A 22504-nucleotide genomic window follows, 5' to 3' on the forward strand; every position below is an offset into this window, starting at 1 on the left:
CTTCAGTTTATTTCTTTATTGATGGTCATGTAGAACGAGTTTCACCCAATAATTACACTCCAGAGAATATTTGGTTTGATAACTTAACTGATTTAGCAGAAAAGCTGTGTGTTTCACCACAAGATCCAACAATTAGAGAAGAATGGACAGCATTTCTACAAGATGGAGAATTGACAGAATTTGCGAAAGAGCCTCTATTGCCTTGCTGTTTAGCAAAGTAGCTTGGTAATTAAAATCATAGCTGTGTATTAAGGTATAGAAAAATAGCTTTTATTACAAGAACTTCGATATACTGTGCCAACTTTTCACTTCATGGGAGATCGCACTGTTGGTATAACATTTAGTTCTGCTTCGTAATGATAGTAACTGTAAAATCTCCTCTATTATCCATAAACCATATAGATTCGGAGTATGAGAGTTTTTCGTATATTTTTGCGTAGCGTTCTTCTTGATGTTGCATATATCTTTTCAAGTGTTGTGGTGCTTGCTTCTCTTGACTCAAGCATTCTGAGAACATTTTAAACTCTTCTTTTTTTTGAACGACACTGTCATTAATCGTAAAATATAGGGTATCTCCTTCCCAATTCTTTGCTGGAATATCGCGAATTTGATTGTCTCCTTTCTCGTCTACGTATGTTACCCGGTATAAGTTGGTTTTTGGAAGAAATTCAATTTCTGCCTGCTTTCCTACCATGAAAAACTTGTTTTTATCTTTGCTGGTCAATACTTTATCTGCCGATTTGTCATTATTGTTCGCCAGAAATGCAAGTAAAACTCCATATCCCAATTCAGGAACTAATTTTTTCTGGCGTGATTTCTCATCGATGCATTTAGACCCATAAATGTTATCTTCAGATTTGTTAGAGTCATATCCTTGAAGAAGTTTGCCGTCCGCCTCCCTCCAGCCTAAATAAACATCTTCATTAAATTCAAGCCTTGAAAGACGCCATCCTAATTCATTACTGAATTGCTTGTACAGTTCTCGTTCAAGATACCTAGGAATGGCTAAACCAGTTGCGACAGAACCAGTCGCTCTGATTTGCACCTTAGCACTGTTGCTAAGGGTAATTCCTGGGGATATCCATCGTTGGTATGCCGGAACACTAATAACCTGCAGTGACTGTTTCCCCTTAATTCTAATGATAGGATTACCTTCACCTGAAAAAGTTATTTCATCCACTTGCACGACAAAGCAATCGATAATTTCCAAAGCTATTTGTCTTAAAAATAAAAATATTAAAGTCAAAATAATGAGCGCACGAATCAGATTATTTCCTGATGAAATTGCTTTAACTAGAAAGGATGCTTCTTGTCCGTTATCTTTCTCAGAGAGCCAAAGTATAAGCTTTTTTAACCAAAGCTTTCGTTCCTTAGACTGTTTTTCCTCAAGATGTTTGTTTGTGGTTACTTCACTTACTTCTTTACTATTTTTTTGGTTATTCATAGATAATCTGATAAAAGGATTATTTCCTTCAAAAAAAGTTTACTCATCCAAACTGAACTCCTAACTTTTTCCAGTATTTGAAAGAGTTAGTTTTATAGATTAAGAGGGTGTTTAAAAAGTTGAATTAGGTCAAAAATTATGCAAGCCATAGAATCATAATACGTATCATTGCAATATAGATAATAGTCATAAACTTTCCTTCTATTAGACATCCGATCAAAAAAATTATAGGCACAAGAAATTTTGTGTTTCTACTAAGGTTGTAAATAACGCAAAATTAATTATTGGAGATATTTAGTGGGTAAATATTGAACGAATTGTATTTTTGCTCTCACTCTTGTATCAGGAGAGAAAAGTAAAAATATGCAATGGAAGACAAATGTAAATTTTAATATTCTTTAAGCTCAATCTCCGTAACTTCTACTAAAATTAGAGACAAATCAGCAGTCTTAAGCAAAATCTCGTGGCTGTGTTGGTTTTGTGTTTTGCACTGGAAACTTAATATTTGATGGGTTGCTCTGAGTTGTATTTGGCAGTCAAAGCCTTTCACTACAACCAGTTACCAACTAATGTGTAGGATGCCCAATAATAAGGTTCCTCTTTTTCTTTCAACAAAGCTATTTGAGCATTTTGCAAAGCCTGAACTTTGGTAATATTGGGATTGGTTAACTCTTTGTAAAATTGTTTCATTAACAAACTTGTAGACTCGTCAATTACAGGCCATAAGGTTGCTACCGTACTTCGTGCGCCAGCACGGATAGCTACGCCTGCAAGCCCCAGTGCAGCACGTTCATCACCGGAAGCTGTCTGACAAGCACTGAGAACTAATAACTCTATTGTTTGCTTTCTGTTTTGGTTGGTATCGGTACTACGCAGCAAATTATTCAGTTCTCTTGCTTTGAGCAAATTGTCCCACAGAAGCAAAAAGGTTTTGTCTGGATCGGAACTAAATTGACCGTGGGTTGCTAAGTGTACTACAGCGTAATTTTCTTGATTAATTTGGCGCTGTAGGTTGGGTTTGGTAAATAACTCGTTCAATAATTGTTTGCTACCTCGGACTTGAGATGTTATTTCTCGCAATTCTGATTCTACATATACAAGTTGGTCAAATTCTTGCCCTTCCATTTTGCGTTCTTCACTGACTCCGGCTGTGAGAGCGCTTAGCTCTATCTTAGCTAAAGGACGGGGGCTTAAAAGTTGCAGCCCAGGAGTAAGTGCGATCGCATATTTTTCCACTAAATATTTTTGTCCATCGTAAAGCACCCCCATAGGGATATTCCGCAGCGCACCATCTAAAACAAATACTAAAGTTTTGACCTGACTGGAATTTAATTTTTCCCGTACAGGTGCAATTATCCAGTTGTAAACCTCTTTTGATAACCTTTGTACATCCTTGGTTCGGTCTATTTGAGTTAAGGCTTGCTGTAGTTGGGCTATGGTATTTTTTGCCAGATTTTGTTCTAGAGGAGTACTGTAGTGCTGTAAATCATCTCCTGGCAATTTCAAAATAACTTCTAAGCTATTTTGAAGAAAGAAAGCATAAAAAACAGCCGTGCGAGGATTTGCCTTATCAACTATCTGGTCAATTTGTTCGGGTTTAGCATCAATGCAAGCTTCTCGGAAGAAATCATCTAATTCTGCTAACTGTAACGATTCAATGACTTCACGGGCTAATTTGAGATTAGGTTGCTTTTCTTTTAGTAGTAAATCAACCAGTTCTCGATAAACAGGTTCCACACTTTCACGGAAAGAAAACTGGATATCTGGATTAGTTGCTACTAAATCACCGCGCAAAGATTGAAGATTTTTAAATGCATCAGTATAGGCAGAAATTGCATTTTGAGAGTCTTTCCTAGACTTAGCAATTCGACCTAATTGCCATTGCCAACGGTAGGCAATATCAGGAGCTTTGGCGGTCATTGCTAAATTTAAGGCTTGGCGAGTCAAGGTATCCGCTTCTGGTAAATTTTGTTTTTGTTGATACACAGCACCTCGATAACCAAGAGCATAAGCTTCTGCTCGTTTATCTTGTAAAGTTTGCGCTTGTTCGCTAGCAGTTATTAATAATTTTTCAATATCTGACCATCCTAAAAGATTTTGGATTTTGGATTTTGGATTTTGGATTAGACGATTTTGGATTTTGGATTTTGGATTTTGGATTATATCTTTGAGATTTTGGTTACTTATTGGTGTTATGCTTGTAAGTGTTACATTTTGAGAATTTTCTGAAATTTGTTGATTGTTTGATGTAACGCATTGTTGTAAAATGGGTGAGTTCAATTCTGACTTTGTTAAATCCGGTTGTTTTAAGCAGATTAAGCTCTGAGCAAGATGCATTCGTGCATAAATATTTGCGCTGCTAGCAGGTAAATTATTTAGCTGTTCTAAAATTGGATTCCACATGGCTTGAGCTAATTGCCATTGTTGAGTTTCTACTAATAAATTAAGATTGTTTAACCGTGCTCGTACTTGCAAGGTCAGTGAAGAAGAATTTTCTGCTTGTTTGTAGTAATTAATTGCCTCTTGAATCTTCTTCTGGAAACGTGCTAAATTTCCCATACTCAGGTAAATATCACTTTTGTCTTGCGGTGGTTGTAAAGATTGGGCAATTTTCAAACTTTGCTGCAAATTGTCTTCTGCTTTTTGCAAGTCACCGGAGACGCTGAGGGTATTTCCCAAACTTAATAAAGCCCTGGCTTTTAACGATGAATCTGGTTGTGTTTGGAGAGTTTGCTTGACATCGTTTAAAATCGTAATAGCGCGTCGGTAAAGCCCTAAAGCCTGAAATGCTTGTGCTTGATTCATTTGATTTTGAATACTTCCTGTTGTATCATAAAGTTCTGAGTAAATTTTTGTGGCTTGTTGCCAAGTTGATAACGCTGAAGAAGCATCTCCTGTAGCAAGTTGTAATTTACCTTGAATTTCCAAAGTTTTTGCAAGTACTCGCCGTTGGTCTTCTCTATCGCTTGTTGGCAGCAAATTTAGACTATTTTTAATAGCTTCTTTCGCAGCTTGCCACTTTCCTAATTGTTGATATGTAAGAGAAAGATTACTCAATGCCATGGCTTGATTAGTTTTATCTCCTACTCTTGCAAAAGCATGAGATGCCTTTTGCCACACTTCAGCAGACTCAGAAAATTTTAGATTTTGGTACAAATATTTGGCTTGTGCGGCTAGTTGTAAGCCGTTATTTTGGCTTTGGATAACGGGTGCTTTTTCTGTAATTTGAGCAACAATAGGTGTAGTGGCAATAGTGAAGTAAAATACTATAATTGCTAGCATGAAAAAATGCGATCGCTTCCGCAAGTAAAGCTTGAAATTTCTCATATTCATAAGTTTTTGATTGATGAATGTTTATTCGTTTCTTCCTAAAGGATGTTTGGAAAATTTCAATCCATAGTGACTTTCTGAACCCAAAATCCCAAATCCCAAATCCAAAATCCAAAATCCAAAAGGGTATTATTTTGTTGGACAACCTAGAAAATTATGAGCTTGTCGTGAGATTTTTGTACCATGAGCGGCATAAGCTGTCAAAATAACCTCATCGCGATCGCTAACAACCCATCCTTGAGCAGGTATAATTTCAATAGCATTCATTTGTACGGGCTTTTGATTGGAAATATCATTCAAGGTGTTAGTTGATGGTTGTTTTTGAGCGATCGTCAATGGTGCTGGTTCAACCAAGTCAACTTCCACTGCATCTGCATTCAATGCTTGGTTAGGACTCGGTGGAAGCCCTCCCTTTCCTGTAACAACAAACTCACTACCAGCCCTTCGCACACAAGGATTTTGGGCTATTAATGCATCGGGATCGATAACTATTTGCGGTAATTCTACCAATCCTTGACTGGGGTCTACCTCAGGTTGATTGATGGTAATTTGTCCTTGTACCCCAAGTTGCGAACTAGCTGTGATGTCGTTTGTAGTATTTGTAAGTTTTGGACGGGCTTGAATCCCAAAGATACCTTGGGTGCGGATATTAACGTTACCACCTTTACCACTGTAGGCATTTGCTGTGATGTCGCTGTTAGAGTTGGGCAGTGCAACAATAAATTGGGAATTGATATTGACGTTACCCCCATCACCGCCTTTTTCCTCCGTACCTGCGTTGGTGGACATTTGGCTGTTGCGACGGAGTAGAAGCAAATCGCTATTGAGGTTGATGTTACCACCGTTACCGGATGCAGATTCGGCGTTAAGTCTGCCTTGGTTATCTAAGGTAATTTTGGGCGAGTTGATTTCGATGTCGCCTGTGATTCCTAAACCTCTGGAACTGACAAAAAAGCCACTGTTAGCACCAACATTTCTGATATTGTTAGGAAAATTAGTAACTCGGTCATTGTAGTTCTGGTCACTACCGCTAATAATTACTTTGTCAGTAGCGTTGACTGTAATTTTACCTGCACGTCCATTGCTTAGGGCGTTAGTAGTCAGTTGTCCGCCATTGAGTGTTTCAACAACATTCGCATTGAGCGTAATATTACCACCTCTATTGTTATTTTGGGTGCTTGCATCTAATAACGCACCATCTTTTAATAAGAAGGAACCAGTATCAATGGTAATATTACCTCCATTGCCTATGGTTTCTGTATCCACACTGCTGAACATTCCACTGGAAAATCCATTTTTTACACCAGCAATATCAACGTCCCCAGAAACTTTCACATTCACATTCCCTGCATCTCCTTGTCCTGCGGGTTGATTTGCAGATGCACCACGAGTAATTGTTACTAGCTGAGCGCCATCTTGTAGTGATAGGGTTGCAGCATTGATGTCGATATTACCACCCTTACCTATACCTCCTGCTTGTACTGCGCTGAAGATGCTAGCATTACCTGTAAGGGAAACAGCATCTTTTGCACTCACTGTCACATTTCCCGCATTCCCCTGTCCAAAGGTTGAAGCAGAAAGTTGAGCGCCATCTCTTAACCAGAAAGAACCAGCATCAATGGTAATATTACCCCCATTGCCTCTTGTCCCGGTATCCACACTACTGCCAATTGCACTCGAAAGCCCATTTTTTGCACCAGCAATATCAACGTCCCCAAAAACTTTCACATTCACATTCCCCGCATCCCCTTGTCCTGCTCTTTGATTTGCAAATGCACCACGAGTAATAGTTTGTAGTTGAGCACCATCTTGTAGTGATAGGGTTGCAGCATGGATGTTGATATTCCCACCCTTACCCACACCAGATGCTTCTACTGTGCTGAAGATGTAACTATTTCCTGTAAGGGAAACTGCATCTTTTGCACTCACCGTTACATTCCCCGCATTCCCTTGTCCACTCGTTGAGGCAGAAACTTGAGCGCCATCTTGTAACTTGAAGGAACCAGCATCAATGGTAATGTTACCCCCATTCGCGACTGTTCCTGTTTCCACACTGCTTGAAATTCCACTAGTAAATCCATTTTTCACACCAGCAATATTAACGTCTCCAGAAACTTTCACATTCACATTCCCTGCATCTCCTTGTCCTGCTCTTTGAGTATCAGATGCACCACGAGTAATTGTTAGTAGTTGAGTGCCATCTTGTAGTGATAGGGTTGCAGCATTGATGTTGATATTCCCACCCTTACCTACACCAGATGCTTCTACTGTGCTGAAGATGCTAGCATTACCCGTAAGGGAAACGCCATCTTTTGCTCGCACCGTCACATTCCCTGCATTTCCCTGTCCACTCGTTGAGGCAGAAAGTTGAGCGCCATCTCTTAACAAGAAAGAACCAGCATCAATGGTAATGTTACCCCCATTGCCTTTTGCTCCGATACCCACACTGCTGCCAATCGCACTCGAAAGCCCATTTTTTACACCAGCAATATCAACGTCTCCAGAAACTTTCACATTCACATTCCCCGCATCCCCTTGTCCTGCTCTTTGATTTGCAAATGCACCACGAGTAATAGTTTGTAGTTGAGCGCCATCTTGTAGTGATAGGGTTGCAGCATTGATGTCGATATTCCCACCCTTACCTACACCAGATGCTTCTACTGTGCTGAATATGTAACTATTTCCTGTAAGGGAAACGGCATCTTTTGCACTCACCGTTACATTCCCCGCATTCCCCTGTCCAAAGGTTAAGGCTGCAAGTTGAGTGCCATCTTGTAATTTAAAAGAAGCAGCATCAATAGTAATATTTCCCCCATTCCCTACTGCTCCTGTTTCCACGCGGCTCAAAATCCCGCTAGAAAATCCATTTTTCACACCAGCAATATTAACTTCCCCAGAAACTTTCACATTCACATTCCCTGCATCCCCTTGTCCTGCTCTTTGATTTGCAAATGCACGACGCGTAATAGTTTGTAGTTGAGCGCCATCTTGTAGTGATAGGGTTGCAGCATTGATGCCGATATTCCCACCCTTACCTACACCCCCTGCTTCTACTGTGCTGAATACACTAGCATTACCTGTAAGGGAAACGGCATCTTTTGCACTCACTGTCACATTTCCCGCATTCCCCTGTCCAAAGGTTGAAGCAATAACTTGAGCGCCATCTTGTAATTTCAAAGAAGCAGCATCAATAGTAATGTTACCTCCATTACCTTGCGAACCCGATCGCGCTAAATTCAGAATTCCACTGTTAAAACCAGCAATGTTGATTTCTCCAGTTGCATTCAGCCTAATATCCCCCCCAACAGTTTCAGGTGTACCCAAACCTTGACCAATACCAGCAAAAAGAAGACTTCCGCTCAATATATCCAAGTTTTGGGCATTAATTGCAATCTCACCCGTACCATTGCCACTCACGTCAACTATAGAACCATTAACAAGTATTACATCTGCCCGTTGCAAATTTTGAGGAAAGTTGAAACCCACATTATTACCATTAGCCTGAAGTTCTACTGTCCCTGCTGTGAGTCCTCCTAACTGAATTTGTCCCCCTGGTGTATTTAGAACACCAGCATTAATTTCCACTTCTCCTCCAACAAGCGCGAGCGTTTTTCCTGGAAGAACATTCAAGCCAAAGCCTGACAAACTACCTGCAAAACCAAATCCGTTTACGAAAATTTTCCCTGGGGGCTGCCTAAAATTCAAGCCAACAGGAATATTCACCGCCAGCAATGGTGCTGCTTCTGGGCTCATGGCGCTAAATTGACTTCCGCCATCAAATATCATTTCACTGGCAGTTGTCGCTACAAAAGAACCGCGCAAATCCAGAAATGCTTCGGAACCAAAAATAATCCCTTTGGGGTTCATTAAAAATAAGTTGGCATTGCCGTTAACTCCCAAACGCCCCAAAATTCTTGAAGGATTATTCCCTGTGACACGAGTGAGAATATTTTCAATTCCTACTGGATTATTAAAATATACACCCCTTCTGGCTTCTACATTAAATTCCCGAAAGCTGTGGAAAAGATTCGATCCCCGTCTTGCTCCACCTGTAATTAATTCAACAGGAACACCATTTATCGGAATGACTGTAGAGCTTTCACTACCCAATGTATTATCGGGAGATAGCTGCGCCTGCACTGTATGTGAGTCGATCGGGTTCCCCAAGATGATACTGCTAGTAACGAGCAAAACCTCTAAAAATTGCCCTGCTAAGAACTTACTTTTGCTACTATCTCTTTTAATTAAAAAGGCTTGACATTTACAGAAAAATACAGTCCATTTTCTTGCCATGTGCGGTTTCTCCCTTCAGCTTCAATCAGTGGTATTCCCCAGTCAAAACGAATATCTAGCCAGTCTCCCATTTGCCATTGCAAACCCAAACCAGCCGCCAGCAAAGTATTATTTGTTTCCCTACCTCCAGAACTATTCCAACCCACGCCAAAATCAACAAATGGCGCAAGTCGCAAAATCCCTCGCGATTCTGGTACTCTAAGAATTGGTAATTGCACCTCAGCAGATAAAAACGCACCGTTGTCTGTCAACAGCAAATCTTGCCGATAACCTCTGACGCTACCAAATCCACCGATCGCAAATTGTTCTAATGGTACGAGCGCACTACTGGCAAATTGCAAGTCAGAACGCAACAGTAGCAAGGTATACGGTGCAAGAAGCCGCACATATTGGCTTTGTCCGCGCCAGTTAAAAAAGCGACTGTCGGGAGGGAGATCGTTAGTGGTGGCGTTGAATACGTCGATACCGATATTGAATTGCGATCGCAACGCAAAAACTTCTCTAGGATTGCGAGTTGTCCACTCTTGGAAAAATCGCAGTGCAGAGATACGAGTTCTACCGTTATTGTCAGCACCAGGGGAAAGGGGAAAGTCAAATCCCAATAGTTCAGTTTTACTTTCTTGTTGCGAAAAGGTTAAACCCAAGGCAAATTCCTGAGATGGTTTTTGCAACACAGGCTGACGTAGAGTGACTTCCCAAGCATAGGAATCACCCAAAATATCCAAACGGTCAAATGGTTCTTCGATAACTTCAGTATTATTTCTGCTATAGTTAATTGTAAGTGTATCGTTTCTTGGACTTAAGGGAACTGTATAGCCAATCTCAAAAGCATGACTACCATCAGTATTTGTGTAAGTAGCCCGAATTCCATCACCAAAACCCAGTAAATTCCGCTCGTTAATTTGAATCCCTCTGCGAAAGGTTCCCACACTAGGAGCGCGACCGTTGTCTGCAAAAATGCGAGTGTCAAAAGAGTCTGCTTCTACAACTGTTACTTCCAGTAAGCTTAACTCTGGACGTGCTCCGGCAGTAAGGTTCGCAGAAATATTTTTAACGAGGGGATCGAGTTGTAACAGTTGCAGCGATTGTAACAACTGATTGCGGTTTAAAGGTTTCTTTGTGGCAATAGCTAAACGACTGCTAATATATCCAGAATTAAGTCTGCGGGTACCTCGGACTTTTATCGCTTCGATACCTCCTTCAACAATTTGAACTTTGACAGTACCTCCTTTACGGGGAAATTTTTGTCCTGCGGGAATCACTGCACCAGAATTTATATAGCCAGCTTTCTGATATTTTTGATTAATAATTTCTTCGATTTGTAAAACTTCTGCAAAGGTAATAGGTTGATTGATAAATTGCTGAATCTCTTCGAGTAATTCTTCGCTACTAAAGGCAGTATTCCCAATAAATTCAATATGTTTAATGATAAATGTTCCTGAAACTTCAGGTATTGGTTTTGGTTGAAGTTGGCTTGGAGGCGAAATTTGTAAGGGATCTTCACTTGGAGACGGTAGGGGAGTGGGAGGAGGTTCGGGAAGTGTTGGGGTAACTGGGGAAGGTATTTGACTAATGGTAGTATTTGGTATACTGGATATTTCTGTAGAGCGATCGATTAACTCAAAGTCAGGGATAAATACTTCGCTTGAAGTCGCTAAGGCTTTAGTTTTAGTATTTAATAATGGCAAGCAAACTACACAAAATAAACTTATTTTTAACAAAATTTTATTTTTTCTTTTTTGAGTTATATGCATTTTTAGATTCTCAGACCGCATCCTTTCCTTCTTCTTGAGACCTTTGTCTGAAAAATGTATTTAACCTAAATTCACTATAAGAGAAAGGCTCAAAACTAGGCAGGGGAACAGTATGAACATTACATAGAGAATGTGAGAATCTTGTGAGGATTTTGTATTTTTTTAATTGCTTTAACTTAGAGGATGTTTTAAAAGTCATTTCATCAGTAGCAAAACGTTCACGTTCCCCCTAAATCCCCCTTAAAAAGGGGGACTTTAAGAGTATTTTCCCTGCTTTTTAAGGGGGGCTAGGGGGGATCGAAATGCCTAAAATCACAGCTAACCACTTTTCAAACATCCTCTCAGGCGCATCTTCATACAGAATTGGTATGAAGACTGAAAAACTCTCTATACAAACGTTTTAGTCAAACAAACGAATGGAGTTTAAACTTCAGTGCATAAATCGCATTTCCATCCCGATAAGAAAGTGACAACAAAAACAAAAGCCGTTCATTGCTCACACAATGGGAGGAAAAAGCTATGGCTACTATATCTATCGGAAATTCTCAATTTAATTTAGTCGAAGGTACTCAATATAACGATCTAGGAACTTTGTGGGGAACTCAAAATAAGGACTTTATTGTTGGTCATGGCGGTGCAGATCGCCTACAGGGACTAGGAGGTGATGACATTTTATTTGGCGATGATGTTTTTCTGGGCAATTCTATGACTTTACTAACGGCGGGAAGTGATTATTTGGAAGGTGGTCTCGGTAACGATATTCTCTGGGGTGGTCCTGGCTCGGATTCTCTGTTTGGTGACGACACTCAAAGTAAAACAGGTGGCAATGATATTCTCATCGGTAGCGATGCAGTACTTTCTACCAACCTTCCACAAACTGATTACTTAGCTGGAGGTTCGGGAAGCGATACTTTTGTCCTTGGCGGTAGTACCTGGGGAGTCTCCTATCAGTATTATGGCTCTAGTGATTATGCCCTAATTTTAGATTGGGACTACAAGAGCGATAAAATTGGAGTTACCGGAAGTTTAGATCGATACTCTTTACGAACAGGAAACTGGCACGGTCAATCTAACTTGCTTGATACTGGAATTTTTTACAACAACGAACTCATCGCTATAATTTCCGATTCAACTAATGTAAACATTGGACGAGACTTCTTAGTTAATGTTGTCTGAGAGCACTGGTTCGATGTATCTCAGTCAGTGACTTGGGTATGCGGGCGATCGCTTTCCATTAGTACAGGCTAGCTATTGAGAATTAGAAACTTGTAAAATGAGCGCATGAATTTTGTGAATAAGGATCGATGATATTCTTCCTTGGTCGCGTGCTCTTATTATCCACTTTTCAGCAATTATCTGTAGAACTCAGGTTTATTTAGGATAAGCACAGCCAACAGCGCGATCGCCAGAATTGCGAGAATGATTTGCTGTAAATATCACTTCGTCTTTCTCGTTAATCACCCACCCAGTAGCAGGTACGATTTCTGGTGAGCTTTGAGTTGATAATTGATTGGCTGATAGAAACTGACTAAATTTACCAGTAACATGACTGGAGTTGACTGGCTCAATCAAATTTACTTCCACACCCTCACTACTCAAAGCTTGACTTGGGTTAGGTGGTAACCCACCTCTTCCTGTCACAATAAATTCACTTCCCGCCCTTCGCAAACAGGGATTTTGAGCAACGAGTGCATCTGGATCGACAATTGTTTGGGGTAGTTCCACTAATCCTTGAGAGGGATCGACATCAGGGGTATTTAAAGTAATTTCACCATTGAGTGCAGGGGAAAATTGCGAAAACGCTGTGATATCGCTCAGAGAAGTCAATCGATCGCGAACTTCTAGCCCAAAAACTCTTTGTGCATTGATGTTAATTGCACCACCCCTACCACCAAAGGAGTTCGCTTTAATGTCGTTATTCTCACGGGGAATAGCAACTAAAAAATTAGTACCGATAGTGATGTTACCACCATCACCAGGGGCGCGATTGATACCTGCGCTAGTAGAAATTTCACTACCGCGACGCATAAAAATGAAATCTGAATTTTGCAGATTGATATTTCCGCCATTTCCGGAAGCTGTATCAGCCGCGATCGCGCCTTTGTTATCTAGCAAAATAAAAGGGGAAGATATCTCTATATTGCCTGCATTTCCTCCTCCTTGACTGCTCACAGCGACTTTTGCGCCGTCTTGAACAACTAACTCCCTTGTATTTAACCTCAAGGTTCCCCCTCTACCAGTATTAACCAATGTGGAAGCTGATATTATTCCCTGATTTTGGAGGAGTAAGCGCTGCGTACTGATTTGTAAATCTCCGGCGTTACCAGTACCACTAGTAGCAGTCGTGATGGCGCTGTTGTTTCCAATGGCAGAGGTTCCAGCAACTTCTACCAACTCAGTCGCATTGACAGCTAATGTACCGCCCTTCCCGCTATTAAAAGTCTCACTAGAGACCAATCCGCCATTTTGCACGCGCAGAATAACTGTATTAATCCTTAACCCGCCTGCATGACCACCATTACCAGGAACAATTTGACTTCCTGTTTGGGTTGTCAAAAGTCCGCGATCGAGGCTAACAAGATTGGCTTCTAGTTGTATATTTCCTGAATCTTGTTGACCGAAGGTACTTGATATAACTTTCGCAGCATCACTTATAGAAAATGAACCCGTTTGAATTTGGATATCACCACCCCGACCCACTGTAGCACCATCTACAGCAGGTGTTGCAAAACTAAGAATCAAACTTTCTTCATTGCGAATAGATAGAGAATCTCTAGCTTTCGCTGTAATCTTTCCAGCATTTCCTTGAGTAAAAGTAGCAGTTTGCAGTCGTCCGCCATTAAGCAAAGAAAGCGATCCAGATAGCACATTCACTGTAATATCTCCGGCGTTACCTGTAGCCTGGGGTAAACCTTGACTCGTAGGGCTAGCGACAGTAGAAATTTCGCTATTATCAAGAGAAACTAAAGTTTGGGAATTCACCACTATATTGCCTGCATTACCAAAACCAATGGTGCTAGCATTCAGACTAGAATTATTGGTCAGTAATAGTACGCCTGTCTCAAGGGAAATATTACCACCTTTAAATATATTGCTATTTTCAGGCACAAAAATTGAACCATTAGCATCTCTTCCTAAGAAGCTACCACTAGATATTGTGCTAACATTATCCAAAAAAACATTTTTTTTCGCATTGATGAAAATATTTCCTGAGTTACCTTGACCAAAAGCAATTGAACTAATACTTGCATTATTTCTCACCGCCAATGAGCTAGATTGAATGTTAATATCTCCTCCATCTCCACGAGCCGCAAAATCCACAGTACTGTTAAGGGAAGCTCTATCTGATAGGGAAACTAAATCGTTAGCTGTTATGAAAATCTTGCCCGCATTTCCTTGACCGCTAGTACTAGCAGACACCGTAGCTCTTTCTAAAAATACAGAACCAGCCTCCATATTAATATGACCTGCATTACCTTCAGCTTCAGCACCGATAACGCCACTGCTAATAAAACTATTATTTACTGATATTTCATTATTCGCTTTTAAGAAAATTCCTCCGCTATTTCCCCGACCCAAAACACTTGTAGATACTCTTGTACCATTACTTAAAGAAATATTTTGAGCATCAAGTGTGATAGTTCCACTATTACCTCTAGCAGTATCATTTATTGCACTAAAAATACGGCTGCGATCGAGTGAAATTAATCCACTGGCTTTGATAGATACATTTCCAGGATTTCCTTGTCCTTCAGCCGTACTAACAATAAAACTATTATCACTTGCACTGAAAGAACCAACGTTAATATTTATATCACCACTATTTCCGATTGCTCCCAAATCAACACTACTAGTCATGACACTATCTGCCACTGTCATTTTTCCAGTAGCATTGATAAAAAGATCTGCCCCTCTGCGATTAGTTAAAGCATTACCTGCGGGAAGTCCTGCTTGAATTATACTGCCAACATAATCTAAATTATTAGAGTTAATGACCAGACTACCACTTGTATTAGCATTTAAATCTAAATTTAAATCAATTGCGGTTCCTGTCAGAGAAAGATTTGCCCTTTGTCCTAGCGCCGGGTAACTTAAACTCAGATTATCCCTATCAAGATTTAAACCTACCGTCCCTGGTTCTGAGATTCCTCCTAGTTCTATTCTTCCTCCACGAGCAATTAAACTCCCATTGACTAAATTTACATCACCACCAACCAATGCTAAAGTTTTTCCTGGTTGTACTTGTAAACCCAATCCAAAAAAATTACCTAAAAGACCAGAACCCTCGACGTTAATCGGTTGAGGTTGCGTCCGAAATCGCAAGCCAATGGGAATATTCACTGAGAGCAATGGCGGTGTTTGGGGATTAATCGTGCTAAAATCAAACCCGTTATCAAATAATAAACTATTTGCTGTCGAAGCTACAAAAGAACCTTGTAAATCTAAAAAAGCATTTCTGCCAAAAATAATTCCATTTGGATTAATTAAAAATAAATTAGCATCTCCTAAAATACCAAGATAACCTAAAATTTGCGAAGAATTGTTTCCCGTAACTCTAGCAAGAATATTGGTAATTCCTATAGGATTATCGAAGTAAACTAATCTTCCTTCGCCAACATTGAATTCTTGGAAACTATGGAAAAGATTTTGATTGCGTCTGGCTCCACCTTCAATCAAATCCAAAGATAAATCTGGAATTGTAGTGACAATTGAACTTTCAGACCCTAGAGTTTCATCTTGAACTATCTGTGCCCAACTTTTTTTGGCAAACAAAACAGTTATTATTCCCAGTAGGAATAGGATTGATAGCTTAAATTGCAACTTCATCTTACAAAAAATAAATGTTAAAAAATACACTTTTGTTTTTAGTATTTTAACCTAAGCAATCACTTCTAAAGTATAAGTTTTTTTACATACATAGACTTTTGTCTGTATAGTTACAGAAGACGAAGCTGCAAGGCATTCCCAAGTAGCCGGCCCGGATCGAGGTCAATCTTGCAAGCTTTGTATCTGGGCAAATATAATTCACCTCAGTGCAAGATCCCCGACTTTTCCGAAAAGTCGGGGATCTTGTAATTTTGGCATTGCATAATTCACTAACTCGCCACGATAGTGTATATAGCAAGGATACGATCGCATCCGTTCGCAGGTGTATATGGCTGACCAAACGTACACGAGGAACTTCCCAATATTAGAAAGCACTCTCAGCGCAACGCGAGTCAGCGATCGCCACAAGTTACCTGAAAAGCTTTCTTGGCAAATCAGGCTTGGCGGTTCTCTTGCTAAGTGAATGAGGGAGGAAAATCCATGATAACAATTTTACAAGGGCTATCCGAAACTGAAATTGTACGGCTGTTCTCCTGGCGTTTCCGAGGTTGGCAAGATTCCAACGGACGTAGTGGTTCCAAGCAACCCTGCTGGTATTCTGATTCAAAATTGGAAGTTAGTATCAAAACTTGGCTTTTCTCTAATTCCCAAAAAGATGCAGAAACCTTTGCTAGGTATTGTTTGATAAACTTAGGTAATGAAAATGTAGGATTAGCATCAAAACACTTATCGGCTTTTTTAGAAAATATCAGCTATAACATTGCCAAAAGTGTGTTGAGAAATTTACGAGAAAGGCAAGATAATAACCGGACTATCCCACTTGAGAAATCTCTAGAAGAGATTTACCAATATGCTTGGTTAGCAGCCAGCAACCCAGAAGAATTTTTTTGTCATTTTCAATCAGAAACGCCTTATTTAGTAAATTATACTACGGTCAAAATAAAAGGTGTTATTAAGGATGGTATTTTTGCCAAAAATAACACTAGAATGACTGCTTATGGAATGCTACGTAAATTAGGACCAAGACAGCGGAAAAATGCACTACAATTGCAAGGTTACACAGAACCTTCCTTAAGTCAATATTGTTTGGCTTGGGAATGCTTTTCTCAAATTTGTACTGCCGTTCACGGGAGGATATCTCCAACGGATGCACATTGGCAAGCGATTACCAAGCAATACAACCGATTAAAAAAACAATTGCCAGCGCCAACAGCCAGTCAAAATCTTGATTCAACAACAATCAAAAAATGGCTTGATAGTATTTGTATTACAGCAGCAACAAGATATTTATTTCCCCGTTTGGAATCTATAGATATTCTCAATGAAGATATCAATGCTCCGCGCATAGAACTGACGGATTTATCTTCATTACCTAGTGAGATCCTAGAGCAGGAAGAAGTTAATGAAATAGCAAGAAAAATACAGATTAATTTTTCACTCATTGACAATATTGAAAGCCTGGAAAAAACGCAAAAAATAGTTTTATTCTTGAGATATGGATTAAAAATGACACAGGTAGAAGTTGCCCAAGAAATGTTATGGCTAGATAGAAATAATCGACCAATTAATTCGACAGTTTCCCGATGTGAAGATAGAGCGATCGTCAACATATTAAGGGAAATCACAACTTGGGTAAAGCAAGAACAAGACAAAAACAATTATCCTTCAGATGTAGTTCTTTCTCAGGAAAAAATGAATTTAGATTGGCTTAGAGAAATGGAAATTAAACCTGCTGTGGAGAGTTTATTGAGCCAACATTATTTAACTTTAGTTAATTCGTTGTTGAATACTGCTCCATTGTCCGTCGAATTTACCAGTCAACAGATTACAGAATTACTTTCTTTGAAGAGGAACAATGAAAATACAATTTTATTCGTGCAACGAATGTCTGAGGTACAAAATAACCAGACAATAGCAATTAGCCTACTCAAGATGCATCAGCGAATTATTCAGCAAATGCAAACTCATTTCAATATCACTCTTCAGGTAGAAGGAAAAGCTGCAGAAAGGGTTATGATCCTTATTTTAGATTTGTTGAAAATTCATTCTCCACAGTGAAGTAATTAAAGAGGTAACAACATGAAATCCGGTTTGCAAGAATTTCAAATAATCGATACTGCACAAATTTGGTTAGCTTTCTCCCCAGAATACGAAAAGCATCTCCTGTTGCTAGTTAAAGATTATTCCTATGAAGCAGCGCGTTGGAATGCTTACCTAAATCGTTTGTGCTTAAATGCTTTTATCAGTTGGGTTAAAGAATATCTCGCCTTACCAGAAATACTCTTATTATTACCAAGTAAAGATGAGTGTTATCAACTTTGGGAATTTCTCAACGGTACAGCAATTCAAGTAGGTGAAACTCGTATTGTCCTGATTCCTACCGAAGACAGCATTGTTGAAGAATTTTGCGTGCAACGGGAATGGGTTGATATACCGGGATGGGAAGCAAATTACTATATATCTATTCAGGTAAATCCCGAAAAACACTGGTTGCGAGTTTTGGGATGTGCTAGCCACAATACAATTAAAGAGAAGGCAGAATACGACGAAATTACACGTTCCTACTGTTTGTCGAGAAATCAGTTAATTGTAGATTTAAATTTTATGTGGATAAAAGAGGTGATTTATGAGGAAAAAAAAGTAGCTAATAACAAATTAGCACAATTATCGCTTATGGAAGCAAAGAAACTATTAAAAAAGTCCGATCGTTCTTTATGGTGTTCCCCTCGCTTAGATTTTGATTTTGAAAAGTGGGCAGCTCTATTAGCAGATGAAAATTTAAGAAAACTGCTGTACAATCAACGCTTGGATGTACATGATATAGCACAAGATGCTACAAATTTAACTAACTGGTTGCAAGGAATTTTTGACATACCTTGGCAGACTTTGGACGAACTTTTAGGTCCAAGAGGGAATAATTTAGCTTTTGCATGGCGAGGACGTGAAGAACGCCAAAAAAATATTGAAGACCAAGCAAAAAATATTCCTGCCTTGATTGAAATTTTGCAAGCAGACTATAATGAAGAAACTCGTTTGAAAGTTGCCAAATGTTTGGGGGCGATCGCACCTGGAAATTTAGAAGCGATCGCGGCTTTAATCGATCTATTAAATACCAGTCAGAGTAAATGGACTCGCTGGCAAGCTGCTGAGAGTTTGGGAGAAATTGGTACAGGCAACCAACAGGCGATAACAGCTTTAACCGCAGTGTTAAATAAAAAACAAGATGACGAACTATGCTGGCAAGCCGCCTTAAGTTTGGGAAAAATTGACCCTAGCAACCCAAAAGCAGGAGTTAGTAGATGTCGCCAAATTGACTTAGGAATGCAACTTGCAGGGCATCCTGTAGCTTTGCTGGTTTATTTAATGCCAGAAGCTAATGACAAAATAGCAGTTTTGCTCAAGGTACATCCCGCTGGGAAGGATACTTATTTACCACAGAACTTACAACTCATTGTACTTGACGAATCTGGAGCAGTTTTTGACCAAGCGCAAGCGAGAAGTGCTGATAATTGGATACAACTCAGTTTTACTTATCAAGCAGGGGATAATTTCCATGTAAAAGTGACACTGGGAGATGTAAGTCATACAGAAGAGTTTGTTAGCTAAAGCGGTACCAAGTTGCGTTCACAGAACAGAAAGAACTTTTTTAGGCGCACCAGAACACAGAGAAAGAGATAGGAAAAGAGAAAATTTTGATATGAATGCAACTGAAACTACGCATATTTTACGAAACTCTTTTCGATATACCAATAGCAGACAGGTGTAAACCCAATTTTACTACCTCAGTTTTACCCAAGATGATGCTTGGGTTGGTTTGCTTCCTCTGCTCTATCCGAAAGTTACTGTTAATAGTAAAAAAGTACTACTTATGAACGCTAATGAATTAAATCAAAAAGACTTTTCTCTCCATAATGGTAATGGATTGAATCCCAAACATAACCACCATATTAGCGATCGCATTGCGGAAGTTATCCAAAAACGCCAAAAACTTGCTGAGAAAGTCAAACCAGTCGAGCTACATTTGCAAACCTTATTGCAAGAGATAGAAAGTCTGAATCAGCACCGTCAGATACTACAAACTAATTTGGATAATTATGATGCTAGGGAGAGCCTAAACAAAATTAACCTGACATCTATAGAGGAAAATATTCGTCTAGAGATAGAACAACTAAGGCTGCTTCAACAGCGTTTTTCTCGTTCCACCCTAAATATTGGTGTGGTTGGGTGGACTGGACAAGGTAAAAGTACTTTTCTTAAAAGTTTGAGTGGATTGAGTGATGATATAATTCCCGCACGTAAAGGAGGGGCGTGTACAGCAGTTCGGAGTAAAATTGAACATCACGACGGTGAAACTCAAGCAATTGTCACCCTTTACTCTGAAAATTCTTTTATCGCAGAAGTTATTAAGCCCTATTACGAAAAACTGAGTTTGGGAACTCCTCCGAAAAACTTAGATGAGTTTGCTCATTTACCTTTTCCCAATCCACCGGAAGGGGTAACTAATCAAGCCATGTACGAGCATTTACGAGATGATTACTACTTACCCCTAGAGAACTATCGTCCTCTTTTGAAATCTGGCGAACCTAGAGACATCCGCATCACCGAAGCAGAAATCTCTAAATATGTTGTGCAGAAACGCGATGAGAAAAATCGTTTGACTACCTTCTCTCATCTAGCAGTACGAGATGTACACATTTTGTGTCGGTTTCCCAAAACAGAAGTGGAACGACTAGCACTCATTGATGTTCCGGGGTTGGGAGATACTCGTTTGGGTGATGAAGACTTGATGCTGGAAACTTTGGGACAAGAAGTAGATATTGTGTTGTTTCTTAAAAAACCAGATGAAGACAGATTTTTATGGAAAAAGGAAGATACAACTCTTTACGATATCACTTCCCAAGTCTTACCTGATTTCGGCGATCGCGCTTTTTTAGTACTCAACCATAAACCTGAAGGTAAAAACTTCGATGGTTGTCGCTGGTTGCGGGATAATGTTGGTAAAATGACGTTTGTCAGTCGCGAAATTGCTAACTGTGCTAACCCTGATGAAGCCAATCGCATCTTAGAACTCATTTTGCAATATCTCAACCAGCATATTCAAACTATAGAACAACGTTATGCTCAATTCCGGCAAAATAGTTTAATTGCTTTACATCAAACGATTCAAACTGAATTAAGTCAAGCTGAATACGCTATACGTAAATTAACTGAAGAAAATAAACTCTTCAGAAAGCTTTTTGAGGAGCTGATGCAAAACTTAACAAATGGTTTGCGAGATTTGCTGGAAACCCTCAAAGAAGAACAACATACAGTTGACACCAATTTTGAGGCAGTTGTCAATGCTGCATTAACAGCTTGTGAAAATAATATAGGTATTCCTTCTGAAGAAGAAATCCGAAATCGCGCTCGCAGTACAAATTTAAAAGACTCTTATCGCTCTACTTACGGTGTACTTATTGTCGAACTGCGTGCCCATTTATCTCAAAATTTTCTCACATTGGATGAAGGTTTGCAACAATCCGCAAACCAGCTAAAAGAGCGAATTGCAGAAATTTTAATTGAAAAAGCTGGTTTGGGTAAAATTTGCGATCGCAAAGGTGTGGAATTCCTGGATAAAATCACTGAAATTCTAGCCAAAGAAGGCAATGCACTAGAATTAGGTTTCCGCACTCTCAGTCATTTCAATATTTCCTATGGAGCATTAATTTTGCGATTGATTCGGCAAAATTTAATGAGTGTCCTTGAGCCAGATGAAATCATTAAAAACCATGAATTAAGAGAAGCAGCAGCTTATACCGCTAAAGTCATTGCGGAAGCAGGTGCAGCAGTTGGAGTCGCAAGTACGACAGAAATGAGTCCTGAATTAATTGGACGAGTCGTGGAAACAAGCGATAGATTAGCAAACAAAGTGCTAGAGTCTGTATTTGAATTTAATCCCAGTAAAGTTCGAGAAAATTTGCAACAATTGCACCAACAAGCTATTAACAAATGTAAAGAAACCCTTGAACGTTGGTTAACAGCACCTAGTGAAATTCGTTACTATATGGCAACAGAATTTGTCGATCGAGTTCTTGATGCTCATGAGATGAAATCAGAATGGGATAATTTTTTACGTGATGACGAAATCCGTTCCAAGATTTGGATAGAGTTTAGCAACATTGAAAAGATGAAGCGAGTGCAGCAGAATTGGCAAGATGCACTGCAAAAAGTCTTGCAACTGAACCAACGCAGCCAATTTGAGTTTATACATTAGGAATCTGGATTTTCAGATTAATAGACCACAAGAGCAGAGTTATGTAGCGAACTACTAGCCTGCATATTCTTCAAAACCAAACTCGATAGAGATTTAGAAAAAGTTTCAGAAACATCCAATGCTTTGTTACAGGTTGACAAGATACAAACCTTAAAGCACCTGATGTCTCCTTTGTTCGAGCCTCTCGCCTTCTTCAAACTCCTCGTTATTTTGGACAACTTGTACCAGATTTAGTAGTCGAGATTAAATCTCAAAGTGACAGAATAAACGCTTTAGAAAAAAAGGTGAAAAAGTTTCTAGAATTAGGAGCGATTGTTGGAATTCTCATCGATCCCGATGAATCTACTGTAAGCGTTTATCGACTTACAGGAGAACCAATCGTGTTAAATAATGAAGATATCTTAACCATTCCAGAACTTTTCCCAGGTTGGGAATTGCCTGTTTCTGAATTATGGCCTCCTATCTTTACTGAGGAAGAAATAAGCAGTTAGTAAAAAACATAGTATGGAGAACACATACAAGCCCCTGCTTTCTACTAAGACTATCTAGAGTCTTCCATCACTTTCGCTCTTGGAAAATTTGAAACCCTATTTTTAGGTTAGT

At 39.5% G+C, this 22504-nt stretch carries 11 protein-coding genes and 1 pseudogene; 7 read left to right on the forward strand and 5 right to left on the reverse strand.

What is annotated here, in order from left to right; genetic code table 11:
* A partial coding sequence (locus F7734_RS36000) for a DUF928 domain-containing protein (protein WP_155749288.1) occupies positions 1-221 on the forward strand: 221 nt, incomplete at its 5' end.
* Positions 222-340: 119 nt separating this feature from the next.
* Here F7734_RS36000 and F7734_RS36005 read toward each other — a convergent pair.
* The 4 genes from F7734_RS36005 to F7734_RS36020 all read right to left on the reverse strand — a co-directional run bounded on the left by F7734_RS36005 (position 341) and on the right by F7734_RS36020 (position 10755).
* On the reverse strand, positions 341-1444 hold the full coding sequence (locus F7734_RS36005) for a hypothetical protein (protein ID WP_155749289.1): 1104 nt from the start codon (positions 1442-1444) through the stop codon (positions 341-343).
* A 549-nt stretch (positions 1445-1993) separates the two neighbouring features.
* On the reverse strand, positions 1994-4777 hold the full coding sequence (locus tag F7734_RS36010) for a CHAT domain-containing protein (RefSeq protein ID WP_155749290.1): 2784 nt from the start codon (positions 4775-4777) through the stop codon (positions 1994-1996).
* A 126-nt stretch (positions 4778-4903) separates the two neighbouring features.
* A complete protein-coding gene (locus F7734_RS36015; RefSeq protein ID WP_155749291.1) occupies positions 4904-9067 on the reverse strand; it encodes a filamentous hemagglutinin N-terminal domain-containing protein in 4164 nt (1387 codons plus the stop codon).
* Entirely contained in the window at positions 9019-10755 is a 1737-nt protein-coding gene (locus tag F7734_RS36020; protein ID WP_243147276.1) for a ShlB/FhaC/HecB family hemolysin secretion/activation protein, read from the reverse strand. The genes F7734_RS36015 and F7734_RS36020 overlap by 49 nt, the downstream gene beginning before the upstream one ends.
* Positions 10756-11340: 585 nt before the next feature.
* Here F7734_RS36020 and F7734_RS36025 point away from each other — a divergent pair.
* On the forward strand, positions 11341-11997 hold the full coding sequence (locus F7734_RS36025) for a hypothetical protein (protein WP_155749293.1): 657 nt from the start codon (positions 11341-11343) through the stop codon (positions 11995-11997).
* Positions 11998-12192: 195 nt separating this feature from the next.
* Here the strand turns inward: F7734_RS36025 and F7734_RS36030 are convergent, their stop codons facing one another.
* Positions 12193-15594: a filamentous hemagglutinin N-terminal domain-containing protein gene (locus tag F7734_RS36030; protein WP_166482365.1), complete on the reverse strand. Its 3402-nt coding sequence runs from the start codon at positions 15592-15594 to the stop codon at positions 12193-12195.
* A 382-nt stretch (positions 15595-15976) separates the two neighbouring features.
* Between F7734_RS36030 and F7734_RS65615 the strand changes: the two genes are divergently transcribed.
* From F7734_RS65615 to F7734_RS36050, 5 genes and pseudogenes are all read left to right on the forward strand, one after another.
* Positions 15977-16111, forward strand: a complete 135-nt coding sequence (locus F7734_RS65615) for a hypothetical protein (protein ID WP_279239798.1) — start codon at positions 15977-15979, stop codon at positions 16109-16111.
* 17 nt (positions 16112-16128) lie between these two features.
* Positions 16129-17706 (forward strand): hypothetical protein, encoded by a 1578-nt coding sequence (locus F7734_RS36035; protein WP_155749295.1) that lies wholly within the window; start codon positions 16129-16131, stop codon positions 17704-17706.
* A 21-nt stretch (positions 17707-17727) separates the two neighbouring features.
* The gene (locus F7734_RS36040; RefSeq protein ID WP_155749296.1) at positions 17728-19254 is read left to right on the forward strand and encodes a DUF1822 family protein; all 1527 of its coding nucleotides are present in this window, start codon (positions 17728-17730) and stop codon (positions 19252-19254) included.
* A 262-nt stretch (positions 19255-19516) separates the two neighbouring features.
* A complete protein-coding gene (locus F7734_RS36045; RefSeq protein ID WP_155749297.1) occupies positions 19517-21901 on the forward strand; it encodes a dynamin family protein in 2385 nt (794 codons plus the stop codon).
* A 140-nt stretch (positions 21902-22041) separates the two neighbouring features.
* Positions 22042-22392 (forward strand): annotated as a pseudogene (locus tag F7734_RS36050) (Uma2 family endonuclease); the annotation flags it as partial.
* Between the last annotated feature and the right edge of the window lie 112 nt (positions 22393-22504).

Source organism: Scytonema sp. UIC 10036, from assembly GCF_009725235.1.

What these genes read in the sequence shown, in the direction of transcription:
- F7734_RS36045 (WP_155749297.1), top strand. Translation starts at nt 19,517, where the DNA reads ATGAACGCTAATGAATTAAATCAAAAAGACTTTTCTCTCCATAATGGT.
- F7734_RS36005 (WP_155749289.1), bottom strand. Translation starts at nt 1,444, where the DNA reads ATGAATAACCAAAAAAATAGTAAAGAAGTAAGTGAAGTAACCACAAAC.
- F7734_RS36040 (WP_155749296.1), top strand. Translation starts at nt 17,728, where the DNA reads ATGAAATCCGGTTTGCAAGAATTTCAAATAATCGATACTGCACAAATT.
- F7734_RS65615 (WP_279239798.1), top strand. Translation starts at nt 15,977, where the DNA reads ATGGCTGACCAAACGTACACGAGGAACTTCCCAATATTAGAAAGCACT.
- F7734_RS36025 (WP_155749293.1), top strand. Translation starts at nt 11,341, where the DNA reads ATGGCTACTATATCTATCGGAAATTCTCAATTTAATTTAGTCGAAGGT.
- F7734_RS36015 (WP_155749291.1), bottom strand. Translation starts at nt 9,067, where the DNA reads ATGGCAAGAAAATGGACTGTATTTTTCTGTAAATGTCAAGCCTTTTTA.
- F7734_RS36010 (WP_155749290.1), bottom strand. Translation starts at nt 4,777, where the DNA reads ATGAATATGAGAAATTTCAAGCTTTACTTGCGGAAGCGATCGCATTTT.
- F7734_RS36035 (WP_155749295.1), top strand. Translation starts at nt 16,129, where the DNA reads ATGATAACAATTTTACAAGGGCTATCCGAAACTGAAATTGTACGGCTG.